Origin of the sequence: Pseudomonas sp. GD03862 (assembly GCF_029840855.1) — a bacterium.
Classification (GTDB): domain Bacteria; phylum Pseudomonadota; class Gammaproteobacteria; order Pseudomonadales; family Pseudomonadaceae; genus Aquipseudomonas; species Aquipseudomonas alloputida.
The window spans coordinates 53105-76694 of record NZ_JAOCDI010000031.1 but is presented as its reverse complement, the minus strand read 5'-3'; the positions used below and the strand labels follow the sequence as shown (position 1 = coordinate 76694).

Genomic DNA, 23590 nt, shown 5'->3' with positions numbered 1-23590 from the left:
TCGATGCGCGTCCGTCGTAGGAGCGGGTTCACCCGCGAAAGGGCCTGCAGCCCTACACAGCAACCAGCGCTTTCAACGCCCCATCCAGGTCCTCGACTAGGTCACGGTAATCCTCGATCCCTACCGACAACCGCAGCAGGTTCTCGCTGATCCCCATCACCCCTTTCTGCTCTGGGCTCAGTGAGCAGTGCGACATGCTCCAGGAATGGTTGATCATGCTTTCCACCCCACCCAGCGAGTCGGCCAGCACAAAAATCTGCAGCGCCTCCACCAGGCGGTTGAGCGCGGCGCGGTCGCCTTTCACTTTCATCGCCACCACCGCCCCGCCACTGCGCATCTGGCGTCTGCACAGTTCATGCTGCGGGTGGCTTTCCAGCCCCGGGTAATACACCTGCTCGACCTGCGCGTGACCTTCCAGGAAGCGTGCCACCTGCAGGGCATTGGCGCACTGGCGCTCCATGCGCACATCCAGGGTCTTCAGACCGCGCAGGGCCAGGTAGCAGTCGAACGGCCCCTGCACCGCACCAATCGCCATGCTGATACGGCGCAGGCGTGCCAGCAACGCATCGTTGGCCGCCACCACCACACCGCCGGTGAGGTCGGAGTGGCCACCGATGTACTTGCTGGCCGAGTGCATCACCAAGTCCACGCCCAGGGTGATCGGGCGCTGGTTCCACGGCGAGCAGAAGGTGTTGTCGATGCAGGTGAGGATGCCCTTGGCCTTGGCCAGGTCGCACACCGCCTTGATGTCGACCAGGTGCAGCAACGGGTTGGTCGGCGACTCGATCCAGATCAGCTGGGTTTCCGGCTTGATCGCAGCCGCTACGGCTTCAATGTCGTTGAGATCCACATAGGTGGTGGTCAGCCCGGAGGTGCGGCTGCGGTAATCTTCCATGATGCGGAACGTGCCACCGTATACGCCGTTCATCACCACCACGTGGGCATCCTTGGGCAGCAGCTCAAGCACGGTTGCGGTGGCATTGACTCCCGAGGCGCAGGCCACAGCGCCCACGCCTTCTTCCAAGGCAGCGACACAGGTTTCGTAGGCATGCCGGGTGGGGTTGCCGACGCGGCTGTAGGAATATTCCGGTTTATCGTCCAGGCTGCGCTTGGTGAACGAACTGGCGGTGACGATGGCCGGGAAAATGGCGTTATCGGCAACGCTGAACTGCTCGCCGGCGTGAATGGTACGGGTGGCGAAATTGCGCGGCTTGTCGGACATGGTCAGGCCCATTGGCAGAATGAAAGCTGCAACTATCGCACAACCCAAATCGTCTGGCCTTGGGGTAATCTGTGAAATATTTTTCTGCACGGCCAGCGCGCGATATGGACAGTTTCGACCAGCACATTCTTACCCTGCTACAGCGTGATGCCTCGATCTCGCTGAAGGACCTGGCCGAGGCCGTCAACCTGTCCACCACACCGTGCTGGAAGCGGGTCAAGCGCCTGGAGGAAGACGGCTACATCCTCGGCCGCGTCGCCCTGCTGGACCCCGAACGGCTGGGGTTGGGGCTCACCGTGTTCGTCCAGCTCAAGACCCAGCGCCACGACAGCACCTGGCTGGAGCAGTTTGCCGCGACGGTGACCGGGTTCGAGGAAGTGATGGAGTGCTACCGCATGTCCGGGGACTGGGACTACATGCTGCGGGTGGTGGTGGGTGATATTGCGGCGTATGACCGGTTCTACAAAAAGCTGATTACCCGTACCGATGGGCTATCGAACATCACCTCCAGTTTTGCCATGGAGCAGATGAAGTACACCACGGCTTACCCGGTGCATCGCGCCTGACCGGTGCTGGATTCTTCGCTGGCAACCCCACAGGATCACCTCAACCTCAAGCGCTGTGGGGTCCCGTAGGAGCGGGTTCACCCGCGAAGAGGCCAGCACAGGCACCCCATCAATCCGAGGCCAACACCGCCGCAATGCGGTTCCCCACCTTGGCTTTCACGACCTTGATCGCCACGAATTTCGAGGTCGGGGTATAGGTCCCCTCACCATAACTTTCCAGCGGTACCAACGGGTTGGTTTCCGGGTAATACGCCGCCGCCTGCCCCTCGGGCACGTCGTACGCCACCAGGCGGAACCCCGACACCCGCCGCTCCACGCCATCCTCCCACAACGACACAAGGTCCACCTGCTCACCCGGTTCGAAGCCCAGGCGACGGATGTCCGCCTCATTGACGAACACCACTTCACGCAGGCCGAACACCCCACGGTAGCGGTCGTCCAGGCCATACAGGGTGGTGTTGTACTGGTCGTGCGAACGCAGGGTCTGCAAAATCAGGTCGGGCTTGTCACCACGGGCCAGTACCTTGGCGTTGACCAGTTCCTCGGGCAGCGCGTGGGGCATGAAGCGGGCTTTGCCCGTGGCCGTGCGGAAGTTGCGATCGGCGGCATTGTTGCCAAGGTGGAACCCGCCGGGGCTGTTCAAGCGTTCATTGAAACCGGTAAAGCCCGGAATCACGTCAGCGATCATGTCGCGAATGCGGTTGTAATCGGCCACCGCGTACTCCCAGTCGATCGGCTGGTTGCCCAGCGTGGCCTTGGCCATACCGGCAATGATCCACGGCTCCGAGCGCATATGCGGCGAGCGCGGGCGCAACTGGCCGTGGGAGATGTGCACCATGCTGAAGGTGTCCTCCACGGTCACCCCTTGTGGCCCTTCGGCCTGCAGGTCGATTTCGGTACGGCCCAGGCACGGCAGGATCAGCGCATCGCGGCCGGTGACCAGGTGCGAGCGGTTGAGTTTGGTGGAAATCTGCACGGTCAACGCGCAGTTCTGCAGCGCCGCGTGGGTGCGCGCGGTGTCCGGGGTGGCTTGGGCAAAGTTGCCGCCCAGGCCGATGAACACCTTGGCCCGCCCCTCTTCCATAGCCTTGATCGCCAACACCGCGTTGTGCCCATGGGTACGCGGCACACTGAACTGGAAGCGTTGTTCGATGGCATCGAGTAGCGCCGTCGACGGCTTCTCGTCAATGCCCATGGTACGGTCACCCTGCACGTTGCTGTGGCCCCGCACCGGCGACAGGCCTGCGCCGGGTTTGCCGACGTTGCCGCGCAGCAGCTGCAGGTTGACGATTTCCTGCACGGTCGGCACCGAATGGCGGTGCTGGGTGACGCCCATGGCCCAGCACATGATGACCCGCTCGGCCTTGCGATACATGCGTGCGGCCAGCTCGATCTCGGCCAGGGTCAAGCCCGACTGTTTGACGATGTGTTCCCAGGACGTGGCATCCACCGCCGCCAGGTAATCGTCGACGCCGCTGGTGTGCTCGGCGATGAAGGCATGGTCGAATACCGCCGGCTCGTCCTTGGCCTGTGCCTCGCGCTCCCATTGCAACAAGTACTTGGCAATACCGCGCATTGCCGCCATGTCCCCACCCAAGGCCGGGCGGAAGTAGGCGCTGGAGGTCGGCTCGGAGCCGTTGCTGAGCATTTCGAACGGGTGCTGCGGGTGCTGGAAGCGCTCAAGGCCTCGCTCTTTCAGCGGGTTGAAGCAGACGACCTGAGCGCCACGCTTGACCGCTTCGCGCAGGGGTTCGAGCATGCGCGGGTGGTTGGTGCCGGGGTTCTGCCCGATGACGAATATCGCGTCGGCCAGCTCCAGGTCGTGGAACACCACGGTGCCCTTGCCCACCCCGAGGGTTTCCGACATGCCCGCGCCGCTGGCTTCGTGGCACATGTTCGAGCAATCCGGGAAGTTGTTGGTGCCGTAGGCACGTACGAACAGCTGGTAGAGGAACGCCGCCTCGTTGCTGGCGCGGCCCGAGGTATAGAATTCGGCCTCATCCGGCGACTGCAGCGCACGCAGGTGCCTGGCGACCAGCTCGAAGGCCTCCTGCCAGGTGGTTTCGACATAATGGTCGGTGGCGGCGTCATAGCGCATCGGGTGGGTGAGGCGGCCCTGGTATTCAAGCCAGTAGTCGGTCTGCTCCTTCAGCGCGCTGACGCTGTATCTGGCGAAGAAAGCCGGGTCGACCGAGCGGCCGGTGGCTTCCCAGTTGACCGCCTTGGCGCCGTTTTCGCAGAACTTGACCATGTCGCTTTCCGGCGACTCGCCCCAGGCACAGCCGGGGCAGTCGAAACCGCCGTTCTGGTTGGTCTTGAGCATGGCCCGCAGGTTCTTGAAGGCGTTGTCGCTGCCCAGCCAGCTCTTGGTCACGCTTTTGAGCGCCCCCCAGCCGGCAGCGGCGCCCTTGTAGTCCCTGATGTGTTCGTCCTGGCTCATGCGATGAATCCTCACGCTTCGGTGCTTTTTTCCAGCCTATGGAGCGTGGGAAGGGGCGTCCAATCGAAAGATCTTACGGCGTGATAAGCGGTTTCGATCATGGCTGCCAGAGGCTATGCCAAGCGATAGAGGCCATCGATCAACCGGTCAGGCAAAGCAATTTGACGGCCTTGCGGCCAGGTTATAGCTTGGAGTCATGTCCCAACCCATTCGAGTGCGAACGTGGAACAGAACAGCCGGGCCCTGATCGACGGCTTCAACCGGAAAATCGACTACCTGCGGATGTCGGTCACCGACCGCTGTGACTTCCGTTGCGTGTACTGCATGGCCGAAGACATGCAGTTTCTGCCGCGCCAGCAAATACTCAGCCTCGAAGAACTGTTCCAGGTGGCCGAGCGCTTCGTCGCGCTGGGCACCCGCAAGATCCGCCTGACGGGTGGCGAGCCACTGGTACGCCAGGGCATCGTCGACCTGTGCGGGCGCATCGCCGCCCTGCCCGGCCTGCGCGAGCTGTGCCTGACCAGCAACGGCTCGCAACTCGGGCGCCTGGCTCAGCCGCTGTTCGACGCCGGGGTGACACGCCTGAACATCAGCCTGGATAGCCTGGATGCCGACCGTTTCAAGCAGCTGACCCGCACCGGCGACCTAGCCCAGGTAATCGCCGGCATCGATGCCGCACGCCAGGCCGGTTTCAAACGCACCAAGCTCAACTGCGTGGTACTCAAAGGCCGCAACGACCATGAACTGGTCGATCTGGTGCGCTTTGCCATCGAACGCGAGCTGGACATCACCTTCATCGAGGAAATGCCACTGGGGGTGATAAGCGAGCATGAACGTGGCGAATCGTTCTGCTCCAGCGATGAAGTTCGGGCACGCCTGGCCGAGCAGTTCACGCTGGTCGAATCGACCGAGTCGTCCATGGGGCCGGCCCGCTACTGGCGCCTGGCCGAAGCCGCGAACACCCGGGTCGGCTTCATTTCCCCGCACAGCCACAACTTCTGCGCCACCTGCAACCGCGTGCGCCTAACCGTCGAAGGCCGCCTGCTGCTGTGCCTGGGCAACGAACACTCGGTAGACCTCAAGCACGTGCTGCGCGCCCACCCTGGCAACCCCGAACGCCTGGAAAAGGCCATTCGCGATTCGCTGCACCTCAAGCCCTATCGCCATCACTTCGAAGTCGGTGGCGATGTGCAGATCCTGCGCTTCATGAACATGACCGGCGGCTGAGCAGCCGTCTCTGGACTTCCATGATCGTCCCCCCCTCCACCGATGTGTTGCGCGTGTTGTTCACCCTCAAGGGGTCGATCGTCAAACGCATTGCCCTGCGTTGCCTGATGGTGACACTGCTGGCCGCGCTGATCGTGCTGGTCGAGCGGCATTACCCGGCGTATTTCTACCCGGTCAGCGCCACGCCGTTCACCTTGCTGGGCCTGTCGCTGTCGATCTTCATGAGCTTTCGCAACAACGCGTGCTATGACCGTTGGTGGGAGGGGCGCAAGGCCTGGGGCAAACTGATTATCGAAACCCGCTCGTTTGTGCGGGAAAGCGTGGCGATTGCCGATGAAACACTGCGCACCGAACTGCTGCGCAACCTGTGTGGTTTCGCTCATGCACTCAATGCCCGGCTGCGTAACGAGGACGAACGGGCAGCAGCCAGACCGTGGCTGGCCCGGGCCGATGCGATCAGCCCGCACAATGTGTGCGACGGCATCCTGCGTGAAATCGGCTACCACTGTTCACGGTTGGCCGCACAGCAACAGATCAGCGAATGGCGCTACAACCTGCTGGAGCAACGCCTGGCGGGCCTGACCGAAGTGCAGGCCACCTGTGAGCGGATCAAGGGCACACCCTTGCCGTTCCCCTACACGCTGCTGCTGCACCGTACCATCTACATTTTCTGCCTGCTGCTGCCGTTTGCCCTGGCCGAGCCGCTGGGCTGGCTGGCACCGCTGTTCACCACCATCGTGGGGTACACGTTCTTCGGGCTGGATGCGATCGGCAACGAGCTGGAAGACCCGTTCGGGCGCGATGAGAACGACCTGCCGACCGATGCCATGGTGCGGACTGTGGAGCGCGATGTGCTGGCCGGATTGGGGGAACAGCAGTTGCCTCCCGCCTTGTTGCCGGTGGGGTATGTGTTGAGCTGACGGTGGGTGGTTGCCTGTTCTGGCCTCTTCGCGGATAAACCCGCTCCTACATCGGCAACAGGTGTTTGACGAAGTTGCATGGCCGGTGCCGTGCATCCAGCTGCTCGGCCAGAATGCCTTCCCAGGCGGTGCGGCAGGCCCCGGTCGAGCCCGGCAGGCAACATACCAACGTGCGGTTGGACAACCCGGCCAACGCCCGGCTCTGCACGGTCGAGCTGCCAATATCGAGAATCGACAATGCCCGGAACAACTCGCCGAACCCATCGATACGCTTGTCCAGCAGGCACTCGACCGCTTCCGGTGTGCTGTCGCGCCCGGTAAAGCCGGTCCCGCCGGTGATCAGCACCACCTGCACCTGTTCATCGGCAATCCAGCTGGCCACCTGAGCGCGGATCTTGTACAGGTCATCCTTGAGCAGCACTCGCGCCACCAGCCGGTGACCGACCTCGACCGAGCGGTTGGCCAGCAGCGCGCCGGAAGTATCGTTGTCGTAGGTACGGGTGTCGCTGACAGTCAGCACGGCGATGTTCAGCGGTACGAAGACCGCATCAAGTTGGACGCGCACGGTGAAGCTCCTTGAAGGGCATTTTCACCACGCTAGAGGCATACCCCCAAAGGCGTCCAATCGATATGACGTACCGGCCGATCAATGACATCTATCGCAGACGTGGGTTAAGGTCTGCATAACCAGACGCCAGGCACTTTCATGGACATCAAGCAGCTCAAGTTCCTCATCGCCCTCGACCAGACCCGCCACTTCGGCCAGGCGGCGGCGCTGTGCCATATCACCCAGCCGACGCTGTCCATGCGCCTGCGCAACCTGGAAGACGAACTGGACCTGGTGCTGGTCAAGCGGGGCCAGCGCTTCGAAGGTTTCACCGAGGCCGGCGAGCGCATCCTGGCCTGGGCCCGCACCCTGCTCGCTGCCCACGACGGCCTGCAGGCCGAGGCTGCCAGTTGCCGTGGCCAGGTGGTCGGCAGCCTGCGCCTGGGCACGGTGCCGCTGGCCAGTTTCAACCCCATGCACCTGCTGCTGCCCCTGCGCGAAAAATACCCCGAACTGCACTTTCAGCTCAGCTCGCTGAGCTCGGAACAGGTCATCGACGGCCTCAGCCGCAACCAGCTCGACCTGGGTATCTGCTACCTGGACCAGGTCAACACCAGCTTCTTCGAAGTGATCGAACTGGGCACCACCACCATGGGCCTGCTGCACGATACGCGGCACTTCCAGTTCACCAGCGACCGGCTGCGCTGGGACGAGCTCGGCGATATTCCGCTGGGGCTGCTGAGCAAAGGCATGCACTACCGCCAGTCGCTGGACCTGAGCTTCCGCAGCCGTGGTCTGGAGCCCAATGCGGTGCTTGAGAGCGACTCGAGCTTCCAGCTTATCCAGGCCATCAACACCGGCATATGCTGCGCGATCATGCCACTGGACTGCGGCCTGGAAGACCTCAGCGAGCACCTGCGCATCGTACCGGTGGCCGACGCCGCCATCCACAGCCCGGTCGGGCTGCTGCTGCGCCGCAGCGAGCCACGCTCGGCGATTGCCGAGCAATGCTTTGCCGAGGCGCGGGGGCTGTTTCAGGCCACCTGATCGGCGGTAGCCTGGCGGTACTGGCGCGGCGTAAAGCCGGTCAGTTGCTTGAACTGGCGGCTGAAGGCGCTGTGGTCGGTGTAGCCGCAGCGCATCGCCACTTCAGTGATCGGCAGCTCCGAATGCAGCAGGCGATGGGCGTGCTCCAGGCGCGCCTTGTGGATCATCTGCCGGGGCGTGAGGTGGAACACCCGCTTGCAATAGCGCTCCAGCTGGGCCACGGAAATACCGGCGATGCGGGTCAGCTCGCCCATGCTGATCGGCTGGTGAAAATGCTGGCGGATGTGCTCGTCCACTGCGGCCAGGCGCTGGTAGGCGGGGTGGCTGTGGGCGGCTGACTGCAAGTCGACCGAGATGCCGACCAGGCCGATGATTTCGCCGCCAGGGTTGTACAGCGGGCGCTTGTGGGTCAGGCACCAGCCGGGCTCACGGCTGCCGTAGAGGTGCAGCTCCAACTGGTCCTCCAGCACCAGGCCTTCCTTGAGAACACGTCGATCCTGCTCGGTATAGCCGGGGCCAAACTGTGCCGGAAACACCTCGGCACTGGTCTTGCCCAGCAGCGGTTGCAGGCGCTTGAGGCCACAGCGCTGGACCAGTGTGTTGTTGGCCAACGCATAGCGGGCGGCAGAATCCTTGATGAAGATCGCGGCGTTGGGGATGGCGTCGAGCATCGGCAGCAACAGCGATACGCCGGCGAGCAGGGCCTCGAGGTTGGCGGGGCGGTGCTGGTCCAGGGACTGGTAGAGGGTTGCCAGGGGGGTGTCGGTCATCTGTCGGTTCTCTGCTGGCTGGGCCGGCCTCTTCGCGGGTGAACCCGCTCCTACAGGGCCCCCACAGATTTCGAATTCTGCGCCGTACCTGTAGGAGCGGGTTCACCCGCGAAAGGGCCGGCACTAGCACTGCATCTCTCAAACCCTTATCCGGTATGGCTTTGAGCCTATCCCCACGCTTTGCGCCTTACCACTGTTTTTCTGCAACTGTGCCGATTTCGTCATCCCCCTTGCAGAAAACCATCAAGAACCGCCGCCCTGATCGGTCCACTCTATGTCCCACGCAAGCCGCCCAAGTCCTACAAGAGCGCGGCCCAAAAAGCCGCATCTCGTGACATCAGACCTGCCTATCCAATAACCAACAAAAAGGCGAACCCATGTCAGGCAAATTCAAAAAACAGTTATCACTGCTGGACCTCACCTTCATCGGCCTAGGCGCCATCTTCGGCTCCGGCTGGCTGTTTGCCGCCAGCCACGTCTCGGCCATCGCCGGCCCGGCCGGCATCCTCTCCTGGTTTCTCGGCGGGTTCGCCGTACTGCTGCTAGGCATCGTCTACTGCGAGCTGGGCGCCGCCTTGCCCCGCGCCGGTGGCGTGGTGCGCTACCCGGTGTACTCGCACGGCCCACTGTTGGGCTACCTGATGGGCTTCATCACCCTGATCGCCTTTTCCAGCCTGATCGCCATCGAAGTGGTCGCCTCACGCCAATACGCCGCCGCCTGGTTTCCCGGGCTGACCAAGGCCGGCTCCAGCGACCCGACCGTGCTCGGCTGGCTGGTGCAGTTCGCCTTGCTGGGGCTGTTCTTCTTCCTCAACTACCGCAGCGTGAAAACCTTCGCCAAGGCCAACAACCTGGTCAGCGTGTTCAAGTTCATCGTGCCGCTGCTGGTGATCGGCGTGCTGTTCACCTTCTTCAAACCGGAAAACTTCGAGGTCCAGGGCTTTGCCCCGTTCGGCCTGTCCGGGGTGGAGATGGCGGTATCCGCCGGTGGCATCATCTTCGCCTACCTGGGCCTGACGCCGATCATATCGGTGGCCAGCGAGGTGAAGAACCCGCAGCGCACCATCCCGATTGCGCTGATTCTTTCGGTGTTGCTGTCCACCGCGATCTACGCCTTGCTGCAACTGGCCTTCCTCGGCAGCGTGCCGACCGAAATGCTGGCCAACGGCTGGGCCAGTGTGACCAAGGAACTGGCCCTGCCCTACCGTGACATCGCCCTGGCCCTGGGTGTGGGCTGGCTCGCCTACCTGGTGGTGGCCGACGCAGTGATCTCGCCAAGCGGCTGCGGCAACATCTACATGAACGCCACCCCGCGCGTGATCTATGGCTGGGCGCAGACCGGCACCTTCTTCAAGTACTTCACCCGCATCGATGCAGAGTCCGGCATCCCGCGCCCGGCCCTGTGGCTGACGTTCGGCCTGTCGGTGTTCTGGACCCTGCCGTTCCCGTCGTGGGAAGCGCTGATCAACGTGGTATCCGCCGCTCTGGTACTGAGCTACGCCGTGGCCCCGGTCAGTGTTGCCGCCCTGCGCCGCAATGCACCACACATGCCGCGCCCGTTCCGGGTCAAGGGCATGGCTGTGCTCGGCCCGCTGTCGTTCATCATCGCTGCGCTGATCGTGTACTGGTCGGGCTGGAACACCGTGTCGTGGCTGCTGGCCCTGCAGATCGTGATGTTCGTGCTGTACCTGCTGTGCAGCCGTTTCGTACCCACCCAGCACCTGTCGCTGGCCCAGCAAGTTCGCTCGTCGGCGTGGCTGATCGGCTTCTACGCGCTGACCATCCTGCTGTCGTGGCTGGGTAGCTTCGGTGGCCTGGGCGTCATCGGCCACCCATTCGACACCGTGGTCGTGGCGGCCTGCGCACTGGGCATCTACTACTGGGGCGCCGCCACGGGTGTGCCTGCCCACCTGGTGCGCCTGGAAGGCGACGACGAAAGCGAAGCCTGCGCTGAAACCTATACCGGCCGCCCTGCTGCCGTCGCTTCCTGATCTTTTACGCAAGGGACAAGCCCATGAAACAGATTCACGTCATAGATTCCCACACGGGTGGCGAACCGACCCGCCTGGTGATGAAGGGCTTTCCGCAACTGCACGGCCGCAGCATGGCCGAACAGCGCGACGAACTGCGCGAGCTGCACGACCCATGGCGCCGTGCCTGCCTGCTGGAGCCACGCGGCAACGATGTGCTGGTCGGCGCGCTGTACTGCCCGCCGGTATCGGCCGACGCTACCTGCGGGGTGATCTTCTTCAACAACGCCGGCTACCTGAACATGTGCGGTCACGGCACCATCGGCCTGGTCGCCTCGCTACAGCACCTGGGCCTGATCACACCGGGTGTGCACAAGATCGACACGCCAGTCGGCCAGGTCAGCGCCACCTTGCATGACGACGGCGCCATCACCATCGGCAACGTGCCCTCCTACCGCTACCGCCAACAGGTTGCGGTGGACGTGCCCGGCCATGGCGTGGTGCACGGCGACATCGCCTGGGGCGGCAACTGGTTCTTCCTCGTTGCCGAACACGGCCAGCGCATCGAGCTGGATAACCGCGAGGTGTTGACCGAGTACACCTGGGCCATGCTCAAGGCCCTGGAAGCCCAGGGCATCACCGGCGAAAACGGCGCGCCCATCGACCACATCGAACTGTTCGCCGACGACCCCAACGCCGACAGCCGCAACTTCGTGATGTGCCCCGGCAAGGCCTACGACCGCTCGCCGTGCGGCACAGGCACCAGCGCCAAGCTGGCCTGCCTGGCCGCCGACGGCAAGCTTGCCGAAGGCCAGACCTGGGTGCAGGCCAGCATCACCGGCAGCCAGTTTCACGGCCGTTACGAGCGCGACGGCGAGCGTATTCGACCGTTCATCACCGGCCGTGCCCACATGACCGCCGACAGCACCCTGCTGATCGACGAACAGGACCCGTTCGCCTGGGGCATCTGACCCCGGTCTTTTCCCGACTGAACTTTGCCAGGAGTGACAACAATGAATGACAACATCTTCACCGGCACCATGCCCGCCCTGATGACCCCGTGCACCGCCGAGCGCAAACCGGACTTCGACGCCTTGGTGCGCAAGGGCCGCCAACTGATCGAGGCCGGCATGAGCGCGGTGGTGTACTGCGGCTCGATGGGTGACTGGCCGCTGCTGACCGAGGCCGAGCGCCAGGAAGGCGTGGCGCGCCTGGTGGCGGCCGGTATCCCGACCATCGTCGGCACGGGCGCAGTCAACACCCGTGAGGCAGTGTCGCATGCCGCCCACGCCGCCAAGGTCGGTGCCGCCGGCCTGATGGTCATCCCTCGCGTGCTCAGCCGCGGCGCCTCGCTGATCGCCCAGAAGCACCATTTCTCGGCGATCCTCGCTGCCGCACCGAAACTGCCGGCGGTGATCTACAACAGCCCTTACTACGGCTTTGCCACCCGCGCCGACCTGTTCTTCGAACTGCGCAGCCAGTTCCCCAACCTGATCGGCTTCAAGGAGTTCGGCGGTGGCGCCGACCTGCGCTACGCCGCCGAGCACATCACCTCCAAGGATGACGATGTCACCCTGATGGTCGGTGTCGACACCCAGGTGGTGCATGGCTTCGTCAACTGCAACGCCACCGGCGCCATCACCGGCATCGGCAATGCGCTGCCGCGCGAAGTGCTGCAACTGGTGAGCCTGAGCAAACAGGCCGCCAAAGGCGACGCCCGTGCCCGCCGCCTGGCGCGCGAGCTGGAAGCGGCGCTGGCGGTGCTGTCGTCGTTCGATGAAGGCTGCGACCTGGTGTTGTATTACAAGCACTTGATGGTGCTCAACGGCGACACCGAGTACAGCCTGCACTTCAACGAGACCGACGTCCTGACCGACGCCCAGCGCAACTATGCCGAACAGCAGTACGCGCTGTTCCGCAGCTGGTACGCCAGCTGGTCGGCTGAGCAGAACATCGCCTGAGCAGCCACTGCTCCCGCTGTGGGAGCGGGCGTGCCCGCGAATCAGGCGACCCGGTGCATGGCACCGGCTTCGCCGGTGTTCGCGGGTGAACCCGCTCCTACAGGGGTCGTAATCCCCCCATGCATCTGCATTAGATTTCCAAGGAGGCTACATGCCCCTCACAGGCAACCTGCTGATCGGCCAAAGGCCGGTAACCGGCAGCCGCGACGCCATCCGTGCCATCGACCCAGCCACCGGTCAGACGTTGGAGCCGGCCTACCTCGGCGGCACCGGCGAACACGTGACCCAGGCCTGCGCGCTGGCCTGGGCGGCATTCGATGCGTACCGCGAAACCTCGCTCGAACAACGAGCAGAGTTCCTTGAAGCCATCGCCACACAGATCGAGGCCCTCGGCGATGCCCTGATCGACCGCGCCGTGATCGAAACCGGCCTGCCCAAGGCGCGCATTCAGGGCGAGCGTGGCCGTACCTGCACCCAGCTACGCACCTTTGCCCGTACAGTGCGGGCCGGCGAATGGCTGGACGTGCGGGTCGACAGCGCCCTGCCTGAGCGCCAGCCCCTCCCCCGCGCTGATCTGCGCCAGCGCCAGGTGGCCCTGGGGCCAGTCGCCGTGTTCGGCGCCAGCAATTTCCCGCTGGCCTTCTCGGTGGCCGGTGGTGACACCGCGTCGGCACTGGCCGCTGGCTGCCCCGTGGTGGTCAAGGCCCACAGTGCCCACCCCGGCACCAGTGAGCTGGTCGGCCAGGCAGTGGCGCAAGCGGTGAAGCAGTGCGGCTTACCGGAGGGTGTGTTCTCGCTGCTTTATGGCTCGGGCCGTGAAGTGGGCATTGCCCTGGTCAGCGACCCACGTATCAAGGCCGTTGGTTTCACCGGCTCGCGCAGCGGTGGCATGGCGTTGTGCCAAGCCGCCCAGGCGCGCCCGGAGCCCATCCCGGTGCATGCCGAAATGAGTTCGATCAACCCGGTGTTCCTGTTCGACGCCGCCCTGCAAGCCCGTGCCGAAGCACTGGCACAAGGTTTCGTCGCCTCGCTGACCCAGGGCGCCGGCCAGTTCTGCACCAACCCTGGCCTGGTAATCGCCCGTCAGGGGCCGGCACTGCAGCGGTTCATCACCGCAGCCGCCGGGTACGTGCTGCAGGCCGCCGCCCAAACCATGCTCACCCCTGGTATTTTCAGTGCCTACCAGGCCGGTATCGCAGCCCTGGCAGACAACCCCTGTGCCCAGGCCATCGCCAGTGGCCAAGCCGGTCAGGGCCCCAACCAGTGCCAGGCACAGCTGTTCGTGACCCAGGCCGAAGCGTTTCTCGCCGACCCGGCGTTGCAGGCTGAAGTGTTCGGTGCAGCATCGCTGGTGGTTGCCTGCAGCGACGATGAGCAGGTCCGCCAGGTAGCCGAACATCTGGAAGGTCAGCTGACCGCCACCCTGCAACTGGACGAGGCCGACATCGACAGCGCTCGCGCCCTGCTCCCCACCCTTGAGCGCAAGGCCGGGCGCATTCTGGTCAATGGCTGGCCGACCGGCGTCGAGGTGTGCGATGCCATGGTCCACGGCGGGCCGTTCCCGGCCACTTCCGATGCCCGTACCACCTCGGTGGGCACGGCGGCGATCCTGCGATTCCTGCGCCCGGTTTGCTATCAGGACGTCCCCGATGCGCTGCTGCCGCAGGCATTGAAACACGGCAACCCGCTGCAACTGCGGCGCCTGCTTGATGGTAAACGGGAAGACTGAGCATGGTCGAAACCGCTGAAACCGATATCGCCGTGGTGGGCGCCGGCATTGTCGGCGTCGCCTGTGCCCTGCAACTGGCCCGCCAGGGCCATCGGGTAACCCTGGTCGACCGCCAGGCGCCCGGCCTGGGCGCGTCCTTCGGCAATGCCGGGCACCTGGCAACCGAGCAAGTGTTCCCGATTGCCGACCTGTCGATCCTCAAGCGCCTGCCTCGCATGCTGCTCGATCCGATGGGCCCGCTGCGCCTGGACTGGAAGTACCTGCCCAAGGCCATGCCGTGGTTCACCCGGCTGCTGCTCAACCTGCGCCCGGCGCCGTTCCAGCGCAGCGTGGCGGGCATCCGCACGCTGAACGAAGGCAGCCTGGGCGCCTGGCAACGGCTGTTGGGCTCGATCGGGCGCAGCGAGTTGTTTCAAGAGGATGGTTCGTTGCTGGTGTTCGAGAAGCCTGAGTCACGCCAGGCGTTGGAGGCGTTGCGCACACGCATGCAACAGCAGGCGGTGCCGGTGGATTTCTGGACGGCCGAAACCGTGCGCGAAGCGGCGCCGCAACTCAGCCCGTCACTGTTAGGCGGCCTGTTCTTCCCGTGCACCGGGCACTTCATCGACCCTTATCGGGTGGTGTGCGAATTGTTCGAAGCGGCCAAGGCCAGTGGGGTGCGCTTTGTCCAGGCGCAGGTCGATGGCGGGCAGTTGCACAGTGCCGGCGTGAGCCTTGCCAGCGACCAAGGCATGCTCAATGCCCGCCAGGTGCTTGTCAGCTGTGGCGCCCATTCTGCAAAACTGACTGCCGCGCTGACAGGCACGCGGGTGCCGCTGGATACCGAACGCGGCTACCACCTGATGTTGCCGGGTGAGCACCAGCGCCTGCCGTTTGCAGTCACCTCGCTTGAGCGCAAATTCATCATGACGCCCATGGCCGAAGGCTTGCGCCTGGCGGGCACAGTGGAGTTTGCCGGGCTGCAGGCACCGCCGAGCATGCAGCGGGCATGGCAGTTGCACCGGTTGAGCAAGGGCTTGTTCCGGCACGACTTGAGCGCCGAAGGGGCAACGCCGTGGATGGGTTTCAGGCCTTCGTTACCGGACTCATTGCCCGTGATCGACAGGGTGTGCGATGGGCGGGTGCTGTTGGCGTTTGGGCATCAGCACCTGGGGTTGACCCAGGCGGCGGTGACGGCGGAATGGGTGGGGCGGTTGGCTGAGCAGGCTGGTGGGCCTGAGATGGGCGCATACCGACTGGACCGGTTTTAGCCTCTACCGGCCCATTCGCGGGCAAGCCCACTCCCACAGAGAGGGTGCAGTATCTGAAACCTGCGGTGTCTCTGTGGGAGTGGGCTTGCCCGCGAATGGGCTGCAAAGCAGCCCCTCCAAGCCTCAGCGGTAACGCTCGAGCCAGTGCGCATAAGGCGCCGGCAAGGTCCAGGACGCTTTTTCCACCCCCAGCTCCTTGGCCGCAAAGTAAGCCCAGTGCGGGTCGGCCAGGTGCGCGCGCCCTACCGATACCAGATCCAGCTGGTTGGCCTGCAATGCGGCCTCCGCCAACTGCGGCGTACCAAAGCCCCACGCTGACGTCACGGGCAGCTTCGCTTCGCGGCGCACGCGCTCGGCAATCGGCCCCATGAACGCTGGCCCCCAGGGGATGTGGGTGTCGGGAATGGTGAAGCCGACACTCACGCTCAGCAGGTCGAGCCCACCGGCCTTGAAGCGGCGGGCCAGTTCGATCGACTCTTCCAGGGTCTGCTCATCGCGGCCATCGTATTCCAACACACCAAAGCGCGCGGTCAGCGGCAGGTTCTCCGGCCACACTTCGCGCACGGCGGCCAGTGTTTCCAGCAGGAAGCGGCTGCGGTTGTCGAAGCTGCCACCGTAGGCATCGGTGCGCTTGTTGGAGTGCTCGGAGAAGAAGCTCTGGCCCAGGTAGCCATGGGCGAAATGCAGTTCTATCCACTCGAAGCCGGCATCACGCGCACGGCGGGCGGCATCGACGAAGTCCTGCTTGACCCGGGCGATATCGTCCAGCGTCATTTCGCGTGGCACTTTCGGCAGATGCGCGCCAAAGGCAATCGCAGACGGGGCAATGGTCTCCCAGCCGCGCGCGTCGTCGGCGGCAATGTGGTCGTCACCCTCCCACGGGCGGTTGGCGCTGGCCTTGCGCCCGGCGTGGGCGATCTGGATACCCGGCACCGAACCGGCAGCCTTGATGGCCTGCACCACCGGTACGAACGCCTGAGCGTGGGCATCGCTCCAGATACCGGCGCAACCGGGGGTGATACGCCCTTCCGGCGCCACAGCAGTGGCTTCGACCACCAGCAAGCCGGCACCACCACGGGCCAGGCCGGCCAGGTGTACGTGGTGCCAGTCGTTGATCATGCCGTCTTCGGCCATGTACTGGCACATCGGCGGAATGGCGATACGGTTACGCAGGGTGACGTCTTTGAGGGTGTAGGGTTCGAACAGTGCGGACATGGGAAACTCCGGGTTCAGTTGAATACTGTTGTTCGATCATAATCGAACTATGGCAATTAATGAAACCCCCGTTATCATGTCAACCATGCGAGCCTATAAACATCCCAACCCCGAAGACCTCATCCTTGAACGCCTGCTCTATGCGCTCAGCGACCCCGTTCGCCTGGAAATCGTCCGCCACCTGGCCGGTGTGGCCGAGGCCAGCTGTGGCGAGCTGGACGGAGGCCGGCCGAAGTCGAGCATGTCCCACCACTTCCGTGTGTTGCGTGATGCAGGGCTGGTGCAAACCCGCAATGTGGGGACTACCCATATGAATTCGCTGCGTAGCGAGATGCTGGATAAGCGGTTCCCAGGGTTGCTGGAGTGCATACTGCGCCAGCAGTGATACCTGTGCAGGCCTCTTCGCGGGTGAACCCGCTCCTACCAGGGATGGCGATAAGCCTGAGGGTTGCGCTGGGCTTGGCAACAAAAAAGCCACGAGGTCTCCCCCGTGGCTTTCTTTCACAACAATGGCCGATTACAGCGCCATGTCGTTCTCAGGCTTGCTCTCGACCGGCTTGCTTGCCGCACCACCGAATTCAACGCTGGCGTCGATCACCGGCGGTTTACCCAGTTGCAGCACTTCAGCGGTGTAGTTCCACTCTTTCTGGGTGGCCGCTGCCGAATCGTTCAGCTTGGTGCCGTAGCTCGGCACGATTTCCTTGATCTTGGCCTGCCACTCTGGGGTAGCGACCTTCTCCTTGAACACCGTTTCCAGCACGTGCAGCATGATCGGCGCAGCGGTCGAAGCACCCGGCGATGCACCCAGCAGGCCCGCGATGGTGCGGTCTTCGGACGCCACCACTTCAGTGCCCAGCTTCAGCACGCCGCCCTTCTCGGCATCACGTTTGATGATTTGCACGCGCTGGCCGGCCTGCCACAGGCGCCATTCTTCTTTCTTGGCGTTCGGGAAGTAGGTGCGCAGGGCTTCGAAGCGGTCATCGTCAGACAGCATCAGCTGGCCAGCGAGGTACTCGACCAGTGGGTACTGGTCGATACCGACTTTGGTCATTGGCCACACGTTGTGGGTGGTGGTGCTGCTCAGCAGGTCCAGGTACGAGCCGTTCTTCAGGAACTTGGTCGAGAAGGTAGCGAACGGGCCAAACAGGATGACGCGCTTGCCGTCCAGCACACGGGTGTCCAGGTGCGGGACCGACATGGGTGGCGCACCGGTCGAGGCGATACCGTAGGCCTTGGCCATGTGCTGCATGGCCACGGTCGGGTTCTCGGTCACCAGGAACGAACCGCCCACCGGGAAGCCTGCGTATTCCTTGGCTTCCGGAATACCCGACTTCTGCAGCAGCTTCAGCGCGCCGCCGCCGGCACCGATGAACAGGAACTTGGCGTCGGTGGCCGACTCGGTACCGTCCTTCAGGTTCTTGTATTCGACGTGCCAGGAGCCGTCCTTGTTGCGGGTGATGTCCTGCACTTCGCTGGACAGCTTCAGCTCGAAACCTTTCTGGGTCTGCAGGTGGCCAACGAACTGGCGGGTGATCTCACCAAAGTTGACGTCGGTGCCGATTGGCGTCCAGGTCACGGCCAGCTTCTGGTTCGGGTCGCGGCCCTCCATCATCAGCGGGACCCACTTGGCGATCTGCGCGTGGTCCTCGGAGTACTGCATCGGACGGAACAGCGGGCTGGCCTGCAGTGCGTCGTAGCGCTTCTTGAGGAACTTGATGTTGTCATCGCCCCACACGAAGCTCATGTGCGGGGTGGTGTTGATGAACGAGTGCGGGTTCTTCAATACGCCCTGGCGTACTTGCCACGACCAGAACTGGCGGGAAATCTGGAAGGCTTCGTTGATTTCGATGGCCTTGGAGATGTTGACGTTGCCGTCTTTGTCTTCCGGGGTGTAGTTCAGCTCGGCCAGCGCGGAGTGGCCGGTACCGGCGTTGTTCCAGCCGTTGGAGCTTTCTTCGGCCACGCCATCCAGGCGCTCGACCATTTCCATCGACCAGCTTGGCTCCAGCTCGTGCAGCCACACGGCCAGAGTGGAGCTCATGATGCCGCCGCCGACCAGCAGCACGTCTACTTTCTTGGTTTCTGCAGCATGCGCTTGCATGACGCTTGCAGCGACCGCCAGACCCAGCAAGGTCTTGCCAGCTTTCTTGAACATTGATCAATTCCAGTCAGGAGAACAGAGTGAGGGCCTGTGGCTGGCCCCGGTAAAGCGTGTTCTTCAGCGCAGGCTTTTTGTTGATCATTGTTCAGCAGCCAGAGAACCAGAAAACGGCTCGGCCTTTGGTCGAATTGACCGACAAGGCTGAATCGTTTTTCCGATTGTATCTGAAATGCCAGCACAAACAAATTGCAGGCCGGAGCGTCAAGGCGACCGGTTGCCCCAGCGGCAGTTTGTCACGTCACAAACAAAAACCCCCGGCCATGTGCATGACCGGGGGCCTTGGATCACGCCGCAAGCGTCGCGATCAGGGTACCGCCAAGATTACTGCTGCTGAGGCAGTTTATCGATCGGGCCGCAGCCACCGATGATCTTGGAGATGGAAACCGAAGGGTGGAACAGGTAGTCGTAGGTGCAGTTTTTCGGTTGGTTGTAAACCTGGCCAGTGCAACCCGACAGCAGGGCGACACCCGAAACGACGGCAACGGCTACGGTGGCCTTGAACAGCTTTTTCATTACTCAATCCTTTAAATGAATCATCTTCGACCATCGTCTGATGGCCGCGGAATCATACAGACTCCAGGCATTGGATCCAAGCCGCGCTTGGCACAGGTTCTTTGCAACTGTGCAACAACAGGTTGAAAAGCGCGCCTTTGGCGACGATAGTTCAGAGCACTGCCTTCGCAATACCCAACAGGAACTCACCATGCTTGGCGTCACCGACTACGGCGCATTCGTCATCGCCTTCCTCATTCTTCTGGCCATCCCCGGCCCGGGCAATTTCGCCCTGATCACCGCCACCGGCAAGGGCGGTATCAAGGCAGGCCTGGCCGCGACCTGCGGCGTTATCGTGGGTGACCAGGTGCTGCTGTGGCTGGCGGTAGCCGGCGTCGCCACCCTGCTGGCCACCTACCCTGCCGCCTTTCATATGGTGCAGTGGGCGGGGGCTGCATACCTGGCCTACCTGGGCCTGCGCATGCTGCTGAGCAAACCCGGTGGTGCAGCACACACCTGCCGCATGGACAACGGCCAGTACCTGCGCCAGACCATGATGATCACTCTGCTCAACCCCAAGGCGATCATGTTCTACATGGCGTTTTTCCCGCTGTTCGTCGACCCGGTGAAGCACCAAGGGCTGGTGACGTTCGGTTTCATGGCGGCGACAGTGGCGGTGGTGACCTTCCTGTATGGGCTGATTGCCGTGGTGCTGACCCATCAACTGGCCGAGCGCATGCGCGCCAGCCCGCGGATTGCCAATATGTTCGAGCGGCTGGCGGGGGCTTGCCTGGTGGGATTCGGCATCAAACTGGCGGCGATGCGCTGATCCCAAGCCCGCCAGGGTCCGGGCGCGCCTGACAGCAACCCTGAAAAAGCCCCCGGCAACTCATGGTTCCCGGGGGCTTGTTCACTCAGCCATTACCCAGTCAATTGGTTTCCAGCTGATAGGCCTTGCTCACGAACAACGCCGCAAACAGGCTCTTGCCTTCCTTGAAGATGTACTGCTCTTCGAAACTGCCGTCTTCGACCAGCTTCTGCCCGATGGCGCATTCCGAATCGCTGTGGTTCTTGGCCTTGGCGCCAAAGTCACTGCTCCACGACGACAGCCCAACCTCCTGGCAGAAGGCTGCGAACTTTGCCTTGGGGACTTGCTGCTGGTATTCGCTGAAAGCCTCTTTCAGCGATTTGAAGCCGCTGTAACTTACCGAGTAGTTCTCGACCTTGGCCTTGCGGGCAAAGCCGCTCACCGCTTCAGCCAACACCGCCTGGCCGGAGTACGGGCTGTATGCCCCGATCAGCATCGCGCTCAGGGCACTCTTGAGCTGGGTTTCGACATCGTCCAGCTCCGGCAGCGACTGGAAGTCGGCCTTGCGCACGATTTCCCCCACCTTGGAGCCGTCGTTGCGGTGGGTGACCACGAACGCCATCGAGCCTTCGCCATCGCTGGAGCGCTTGATGGTGAAGTCCAGGTCGACTGTGGTACCAAAGTCACCCGTGCTGCTGACCAGAAACGCGCCAGTTACTGGCTGGCGCACCGCCATGTTGGCGCCCCAGGTGAAGTTCGACGGGGCGGCCCGACCATTGGCGGCCAGCTCGGCACGTGGCTGGACTTCGTCGCTGACATCAGCCACCAGCACGACTTCGGCACCCTTGCTGGCAACGTAAGGGTTGCCCATCTGCATGCCCAGCAACTGGATATGAATGCTGCCATCCTTGCTGTCTCCGTCATGGGCCAGCTTCAGCGCATCAGCCTTCAGGTACACCCCGGCCACATTGCGGCTGACATTGAGCTGGTACTTGGCCCAGCCCGCCAGGCCTTCCTCAGCCGAACTACCCTGTACGGACTCCATCAAGCCCGACAGGCCGCGCAGGAACTGCTGGGCGCCATTGGTCTGCGCCGCCGCCACGCGGATCTCCGGGTCGGCTACCGTCAGGTTGCCGGAAAACGCCGAGTAGGAAATGTCCCCCTCAGACAGCACATCCTCAAGAAAATAGCGCTCCTTGAAATCGTCGTAGTAGGCCAGCGCAGCCTTCTTGCCCGAGCTGGCGACCATCGCATAGCCACCACCGAGCACCAGCACCGCTGCGGCCACACCGCCAATCAGCAGCTGCTTCTTGTTCATCTGTTTGATCATGGTGTTTGCCTCACTGGACCATGGCGGAAGCGTTGTTCCAGTCGTTCACGTACTTTTGGGAGACCTCGGGGGTCCAGCTGAAATCGATACCGGCGTTGGGGAATTCCTTGGCCAGCACGGCGCCGAACGACACGCGGTCGGCACAGTGGTCCTGTTTGCAGGCCTCGGGTTCACCGGCGCTGTAGGCACGGTAGGTAGGCACGGCGCGGCCGTCGTCCAGCGGGTAGTACGGCGTGGCGTTGGCCACCTGGGTCACGTACCAGCCTTCGCTGTATTCCTCGTCCGCAACCAGGCGGCCGTTGCTCGGGAAGTCGATGCTGTAGAAGTCACCTTTCTTGCCGGTGACGTGCACCATCATCGGCACTACGCTGGCCGAGGTCGCAGGGTTTTGCTGCTCCAGTGGCGAAGCGAAGCGCACCTTGATACCGGCCATCTGCGCCAACGCCTCGGTTTCGCGCCCCTTGAATTCGCTCATGCCGTCCTGCAACTGCTGGTAACGCTCCAGCACACGGGTGTGCACGCGGGCCAGTTCCTGTTGGCGCTGACGCTGCTCACGCACACGCTGCTGCTCACGCTGTACCGCCCAGTTGGCACCGTCGCGCACATCGAAGAACAGGCCTTGGCGGTTGATGCCGATGCGGTTGCGGGTGATTTTCTGCGCGTCGTTGCCCCAGATGTTGTTCGAGATCGCCGACAAGTCTTTGACGATGAACAGGTTGGCCACATCGGTGGTGGTCGGCGAGGTGGTCTTGATCAGGTCGAAGATTTCCAGCGCAGCTTCCTTGTACTTGGTCGCGTCCAGGGCAAACGACTCGTCCGGGGTGACCGCGACGTAGTAAGGGTCGCTGCTGAACGGGCGGAGCACGCCGTAGCTGGAGCGGGTGAACGTCAGGTACACCTTCATCTGCCGGCCGGGGATCTCACCGACCAGGAACGCGGCCTGGTCAGCTTGCGGCGTGAGATAAGAAACGGCCTTGTCCTTTACCGCAGGCTCAAGGTTCTTGTTGAAGATCAAACCACTCGGGTGAGCATAAACGCGGGTCCAGTTATCACCCCGGTAGGTACCCACAGCCTTCCAGCTGATTTTGTCGAAGCTGCCTTCACCAAAGCCGGACGCTGGGCACGGCATGGCCGGGGTGGTGCCGAACGACAGGGTGTCGCCATCGCCGATGATCGAGGTACTGAGCACCCATTTGCAGCCGGTGCCGTCCGTTACCTGCATCAGGTTGCGGTTTTCCAGGACCACCGAGCGACCGAAGTCCGAAGTGGGGGCTGCGGCGACTGCTGTGGCAGGTGCCGCAGCGGGCGGCACAACAGGGGCTGCTGCCGGGGCTTCGGGGGTTGGGGCTGGCTCTGCAGCTACGGCTGGCGCCGGCGCGGGGGCCGGAGCGGGTTTTGCCTGCGCAGGTGCGGCTTCGACCACTGCCGGCGCCGCTGCAGCAGCAGGGGCTGGGGCTGGGGCTGGGGCTGGGGCTGGGGCCGGAGCAGGTGCCGGTGTCGGTGCAGCAGCAGCCGGTGCTTCTGGCTGCGCAGGTGCCGGAGCGGGTGCAGCTGCTGCAGCCGGTGCCGGGGCGTCAGTGGCAGGTGCAGCAGCCAGGGTCACCAGCCCCAGGTTGCTGGCATTGCCCGAGCCGCTGGCGTACAGGTTGCCCTTGGCATCGACCGCCTTCCAGCTCACCTTGGCGGTCGAGCAGTCCTTGGCGAACACGAACGGCAGCTTGGTCAGCAGGCCCGCCAGCAGTTCCTGGTTATCCCAGGCCGGGCGGGTAATGGTCAGGTCGACCTGGGGTTTGCACCAGGTGGTGGCATCCCCGGGCACTTCGACCTTGATGTTGTCTTTTTTGGAAAAGGCCAGCTCGTGGGCGAACGCCTGCGGTACCAGACCACAAGCGCCGATCACAGCCAGCGCGAGCGCGTGCTTTTTCATGGAGTTCC

20 protein-coding genes are annotated in these 23590 nt (G+C 63.4%); 11 read left to right on the top strand and 9 right to left on the bottom strand.

The features are described 5' to 3' along the window. Positions 1–52 precede the first annotated feature (52 nt). Entirely contained in the window at positions 53–1234 is a 1182-nt protein-coding gene (locus N5D53_RS19510; RefSeq protein ID WP_104960986.1) for an aminotransferase class I/II-fold pyridoxal phosphate-dependent enzyme, read from the bottom strand. Positions 1235–1326: 92 nt separating this feature from the next. On the opposite strand from N5D53_RS19510, the gene N5D53_RS19505 reads away from it, so the two are divergent. After that, the gene (locus N5D53_RS19505; RefSeq protein WP_104960985.1) at positions 1327–1788 is read left to right on the top strand and encodes an Lrp/AsnC family transcriptional regulator; all 462 of its coding nucleotides are present in this window, start codon (positions 1327–1329) and stop codon (positions 1786–1788) included. A 109-nt stretch (positions 1789–1897) separates the two neighbouring features. Here N5D53_RS19505 and N5D53_RS19500 read toward each other — a convergent pair whose 3' ends face one another. Then, positions 1898–4228: an FdhF/YdeP family oxidoreductase gene (locus N5D53_RS19500; protein WP_279840618.1), complete on the bottom strand. Its 2331-nt coding sequence runs from the start codon at positions 4226–4228 to the stop codon at positions 1898–1900. Positions 4229–4450: 222 nt separating this feature from the next. Between N5D53_RS19500 and moaA the strand changes: the two genes are divergently transcribed. Together moaA and N5D53_RS19490 are read left to right on the top strand one after the other, a co-directional pair. After that, positions 4451–5455 carry a GTP 3',8-cyclase MoaA gene (gene moaA / locus N5D53_RS19495; protein ID WP_003254695.1) on the top strand — a complete coding sequence of 335 codons (1005 nt, stop codon included), beginning with the start codon at positions 4451–4453 and terminating at the stop codon, positions 5453–5455. A gap of 20 nt (positions 5456–5475) precedes the next feature. After that, positions 5476–6375, top strand: coding sequence for a bestrophin family protein (locus N5D53_RS19490; RefSeq protein WP_274142431.1), 900 nt, complete (start codon positions 5476–5478; stop codon positions 6373–6375). 46 nt (positions 6376–6421) lie between these two features. Here N5D53_RS19490 and moaB read toward each other — a convergent pair whose 3' ends face one another. Then, positions 6422–6940, bottom strand: coding sequence for a molybdenum cofactor biosynthesis protein B (gene moaB, locus N5D53_RS19485; RefSeq protein WP_121783025.1), 519 nt, complete (start codon positions 6938–6940; stop codon positions 6422–6424). A 141-nt stretch (positions 6941–7081) separates the two neighbouring features. Between moaB and N5D53_RS19480 the strand changes: the two genes are divergently transcribed. Further along, the gene (locus N5D53_RS19480; RefSeq protein ID WP_104886559.1) at positions 7082–7969 is read left to right on the top strand and encodes a LysR family transcriptional regulator; all 888 of its coding nucleotides are present in this window, start codon (positions 7082–7084) and stop codon (positions 7967–7969) included. Here the strand turns inward: N5D53_RS19480 and N5D53_RS19475 are convergent. Further along, positions 7957–8739 carry an AraC family transcriptional regulator gene (locus N5D53_RS19475; protein WP_129933371.1) on the bottom strand — a complete coding sequence of 261 codons (783 nt, stop codon included), beginning with the start codon at positions 8737–8739 and terminating at the stop codon, positions 7957–7959. The two genes, N5D53_RS19480 and N5D53_RS19475, sit on opposite strands and share 13 nt — an antisense overlap. A 377-nt stretch (positions 8740–9116) precedes the next feature. Here N5D53_RS19475 and N5D53_RS19470 point away from each other — a divergent pair, with 377 nt between their 5' ends. From N5D53_RS19470 to N5D53_RS19450, 5 genes are all read left to right on the top strand, one after another. Next, positions 9117–10730: an APC family permease gene (locus N5D53_RS19470; RefSeq protein ID WP_064491360.1), complete on the top strand. Its 1614-nt coding sequence runs from the start codon at positions 9117–9119 to the stop codon at positions 10728–10730. Between the two features lie 23 nt (positions 10731–10753). After that, positions 10754–11680: a 4-hydroxyproline epimerase gene (locus N5D53_RS19465; protein ID WP_064491361.1), complete on the top strand. Its 927-nt coding sequence runs from the start codon at positions 10754–10756 to the stop codon at positions 11678–11680. Positions 11681–11722: 42 nt separating this feature from the next. Then, the gene (locus N5D53_RS19460; RefSeq protein ID WP_064491362.1) at positions 11723–12670 is read left to right on the top strand and encodes a dihydrodipicolinate synthase family protein; all 948 of its coding nucleotides are present in this window, start codon (positions 11723–11725) and stop codon (positions 12668–12670) included. A 151-nt stretch (positions 12671–12821) separates the two neighbouring features. Beyond that, positions 12822–14399 carry an aldehyde dehydrogenase (NADP(+)) gene (locus tag N5D53_RS19455; protein ID WP_279840616.1) on the top strand — a complete coding sequence of 526 codons (1578 nt, stop codon included), beginning with the start codon at positions 12822–12824 and terminating at the stop codon, positions 14397–14399. A gap of 2 nt (positions 14400–14401) precedes the next feature. Further along, positions 14402–15649 carry an FAD-dependent oxidoreductase gene (locus N5D53_RS19450; RefSeq protein WP_279840615.1) on the top strand — a complete coding sequence of 416 codons (1248 nt, stop codon included), beginning with the start codon at positions 14402–14404 and terminating at the stop codon, positions 15647–15649. A 123-nt stretch (positions 15650–15772) separates the two neighbouring features. Here N5D53_RS19450 and xenA read toward each other — a convergent pair whose 3' ends face one another. Then, the gene (xenA, locus tag N5D53_RS19445) at positions 15773–16864 is read right to left on the bottom strand and encodes a xenobiotic reductase XenA (protein ID WP_014755670.1); all 1092 of its coding nucleotides are present in this window, start codon (positions 16862–16864) and stop codon (positions 15773–15775) included. A 49-nt stretch (positions 16865–16913) separates the two neighbouring features. On the opposite strand from xenA, the gene N5D53_RS19440 reads away from it, so the two are divergent. After that, the gene (locus N5D53_RS19440) at positions 16914–17249 is read left to right on the top strand and encodes a helix-turn-helix domain-containing protein (RefSeq protein WP_021783354.1); all 336 of its coding nucleotides are present in this window, start codon (positions 16914–16916) and stop codon (positions 17247–17249) included. Between the two features lie 132 nt (positions 17250–17381). Here N5D53_RS19440 and mqo read toward each other — a convergent pair whose 3' ends face one another. After that, positions 17382–19019 (bottom strand): malate dehydrogenase (quinone), encoded by a 1638-nt coding sequence (mqo, locus tag N5D53_RS19435; RefSeq protein ID WP_010952387.1) that lies wholly within the window; start codon positions 19017–19019, stop codon positions 17382–17384. A 327-nt stretch (positions 19020–19346) separates the two neighbouring features. Then, the gene (locus tag N5D53_RS19430; protein ID WP_003254720.1) at positions 19347–19538 is read right to left on the bottom strand and encodes a YhfL family protein; all 192 of its coding nucleotides are present in this window, start codon (positions 19536–19538) and stop codon (positions 19347–19349) included. Between the two features lie 190 nt (positions 19539–19728). On the opposite strand from N5D53_RS19430, the gene N5D53_RS19425 reads away from it, so the two are divergent. Then, positions 19729–20346 (top strand): LysE family transporter, encoded by a 618-nt coding sequence (locus N5D53_RS19425; RefSeq protein ID WP_049587971.1) that lies wholly within the window; start codon positions 19729–19731, stop codon positions 20344–20346. 100 nt (positions 20347–20446) lie between these two features. Here N5D53_RS19425 and N5D53_RS19420 read toward each other — a convergent pair whose 3' ends face one another. After that, positions 20447–21655: a hypothetical protein gene (locus N5D53_RS19420; RefSeq protein ID WP_279840613.1), complete on the bottom strand. Its 1209-nt coding sequence runs from the start codon at positions 21653–21655 to the stop codon at positions 20447–20449. 10 nt (positions 21656–21665) lie between these two features. Next, positions 21666–23582 (bottom strand): hypothetical protein, encoded by a 1917-nt coding sequence (locus tag N5D53_RS19415; RefSeq protein WP_279840612.1) that lies wholly within the window; start codon positions 23580–23582, stop codon positions 21666–21668. Between the last annotated feature and the right edge of the window lie 8 nt (positions 23583–23590).

What these genes read in the sequence shown, in the direction of transcription:
- N5D53_RS19450 (WP_279840615.1), top strand. Translation starts at nt 14,402, where the DNA reads ATGGTCGAAACCGCTGAAACCGATATCGCCGTGGTGGGCGCCGGCATT.
- N5D53_RS19455 (WP_279840616.1), top strand. Translation starts at nt 12,822, where the DNA reads ATGCCCCTCACAGGCAACCTGCTGATCGGCCAAAGGCCGGTAACCGGC.
- N5D53_RS19500 (WP_279840618.1), bottom strand. Translation starts at nt 4,228, where the DNA reads ATGAGCCAGGACGAACACATCAGGGACTACAAGGGCGCCGCTGCCGGC.
- N5D53_RS19460 (WP_064491362.1), top strand. Translation starts at nt 11,723, where the DNA reads ATGAATGACAACATCTTCACCGGCACCATGCCCGCCCTGATGACCCCG.
- N5D53_RS19510 (WP_104960986.1), bottom strand. Translation starts at nt 1,234, where the DNA reads ATGGGCCTGACCATGTCCGACAAGCCGCGCAATTTCGCCACCCGTACC.
- N5D53_RS19470 (WP_064491360.1), top strand. Translation starts at nt 9,117, where the DNA reads ATGTCAGGCAAATTCAAAAAACAGTTATCACTGCTGGACCTCACCTTC.
- N5D53_RS19475 (WP_129933371.1), bottom strand. Translation starts at nt 8,739, where the DNA reads ATGACCGACACCCCCCTGGCAACCCTCTACCAGTCCCTGGACCAGCAC.
- N5D53_RS19415 (WP_279840612.1), bottom strand. Translation starts at nt 23,582, where the DNA reads ATGAAAAAGCACGCGCTCGCGCTGGCTGTGATCGGCGCTTGTGGTCTG.
- mqo (WP_010952387.1), bottom strand. Translation starts at nt 19,019, where the DNA reads ATGTTCAAGAAAGCTGGCAAGACCTTGCTGGGTCTGGCGGTCGCTGCA.
- N5D53_RS19505 (WP_104960985.1), top strand. Translation starts at nt 1,327, where the DNA reads ATGGACAGTTTCGACCAGCACATTCTTACCCTGCTACAGCGTGATGCC.
- N5D53_RS19420 (WP_279840613.1), bottom strand. Translation starts at nt 21,655, where the DNA reads ATGATCAAACAGATGAACAAGAAGCAGCTGCTGATTGGCGGTGTGGCC.
- xenA (WP_014755670.1), bottom strand. Translation starts at nt 16,864, where the DNA reads ATGTCCGCACTGTTCGAACCCTACACCCTCAAAGACGTCACCCTGCGT.
- N5D53_RS19480 (WP_104886559.1), top strand. Translation starts at nt 7,082, where the DNA reads ATGGACATCAAGCAGCTCAAGTTCCTCATCGCCCTCGACCAGACCCGC.
- N5D53_RS19430 (WP_003254720.1), bottom strand. Translation starts at nt 19,538, where the DNA reads ATGAAAAAGCTGTTCAAGGCCACCGTAGCCGTTGCCGTCGTTTCGGGT.
- N5D53_RS19490 (WP_274142431.1), top strand. Translation starts at nt 5,476, where the DNA reads ATGATCGTCCCCCCCTCCACCGATGTGTTGCGCGTGTTGTTCACCCTC.
- N5D53_RS19440 (WP_021783354.1), top strand. Translation starts at nt 16,914, where the DNA reads ATGGCAATTAATGAAACCCCCGTTATCATGTCAACCATGCGAGCCTAT.
- N5D53_RS19425 (WP_049587971.1), top strand. Translation starts at nt 19,729, where the DNA reads ATGCTTGGCGTCACCGACTACGGCGCATTCGTCATCGCCTTCCTCATT.
- N5D53_RS19465 (WP_064491361.1), top strand. Translation starts at nt 10,754, where the DNA reads ATGAAACAGATTCACGTCATAGATTCCCACACGGGTGGCGAACCGACC.